This window comes from Lichenihabitans sp. Uapishka_5 (assembly GCF_033947565.1).
In the GTDB taxonomy this organism is placed as follows: domain Bacteria; phylum Pseudomonadota; class Alphaproteobacteria; order Rhizobiales; family Beijerinckiaceae; genus Lichenihabitans.
Map to the genome: position 1 here is coordinate 1 of NZ_JARPVX010000197.1, position 1,356 is coordinate 1,356.

Annotated in this window: 2 protein-coding genes; both read right to left on the bottom strand. The window is 73.8% G+C overall.

The window, feature by feature from the left end; all coding sequences use genetic code 11:
- On the bottom strand, positions 1–823 hold an 823-nt coding region (locus P7D22_RS23120), incomplete at its 3' end, for a DNA polymerase III subunit delta' (protein WP_319936587.1).
- Between the two features lie 67 nt (positions 824–890).
- Positions 891–1,356 (bottom strand): dTMP kinase (gene tmk, locus P7D22_RS23125; protein WP_319936588.1); only part of this gene is annotated, 466 nt, incomplete at its 5' end.

A 1,356-nucleotide genomic window follows, 5' to 3' on the forward strand; every position in this document is an offset into this window, starting at 1 on the left:
CGTCCGAGCTGCCGACCGCGTCGGCCAGCCGATGCACGGCCCGCCAATCCACCTGCGGCAGCGGGCCGAGCACCTGGCGCAGCACGCCATCGAGTGCCGCGGCCTCGTCGCCGAGCAGCCGCAGGGCTTCGCCGACCGAACCGTTGGCCCGGGCCGCGGCCTCACGCAGCCGTTCGGGCGGCATGGCCTTGATGGCGGGCCCCAAGGCCTGCAGGGCGGTGGTCACGTCCCCGACCCCAAGTGCCGTGAGGGGCAGGCGCCGGCAGCGCGACACCAGGGTCGGCATCACCTGGCCGGGCCGGTGCGCCAGCACCAGGAAGACCGAGCGCGGCGGCGGTTCCTCGACGATCTTCAGCAGCGCGTTGGCGCTCGATCGGTTGAGGTCCTCGGCCGAGTCGATGATGCAGATCCGGTAGCCGCCGGCCGCCGAAGCGCTTTGGAACAGGCCGAGCGCCCGGCGCACGTCGTCGACGCGGATCTCGGAAAAGCGCTTCTTGGTTTTCTCGTTCCATTCGCGCTTCAGTGCCACCACGTCGCCGTGGCTGCCGGCCCCGACGAGCGCCGCGGCCGGGTGGGCGGCCGGCACCGCGAGATCGGTGGCGTCGCGCACCGCCGCGGCGGCCGGGTCCGGATAGGCGAGCAGGAAACGGGCGAAGCGCCAGGCCAGCGTCGCCTTGCCGATGCCGGCTGGGCCGCCGATCAGCCAGGCATGGTGCAGCCGGCCGTCCCGATAGGCGTCGAGCAGCCGGCGTTCGGCCGCCGCATGGCCGACCAGGGTCGTGGCACGCCAGGGGGGCAGCAGGGCGTCGTCGGTGTCATCCATGGCTAGCGCGCGAGCCCCGATGAATTGCCAAGTCGCGCCATGGTGGTCGTGCCGGGTGGGACGGGGGTCATGCGGGGTCGCGATCCGGGGCCAGCAGGCGTTGCTCGACGGCCTCCCAGATCGCCGCCGCCACGGCGTCGACAGCGTCTGAAGCGTCCACCACGGCGCAGCGGTCAGGCTCGGCTGCGGCGATGCGCAGGAAACCTTGCCGCAGCCCGTCGTGGAACACCAGCGCCTCGCCCTCGAAGCGGTCCGGCGCCTCGTCGGCGCCGCGTCGCGCTGCCGCGCGGGCGAGGCCGACCGCGCTCGGCAGGTCGAGCATCAGCGTCAGATCGGGCCGGGTCGGGCCGACCGTGACGGTTTCGAGCGTGGCCAGCAGGTTTGCCGGCACATGGCCGGCCGCGCCCTGGTAGACGCGCGTCGAATCGATGAAGCGGTCGCTCACCACGCTGGTGCCGGCCGCGAGCGCCGGCCGGATCAGCGCGTCGAGGTGGTCGATGCGGGCGGCCGCGAACAAGGCCGCCTCGGCGGCC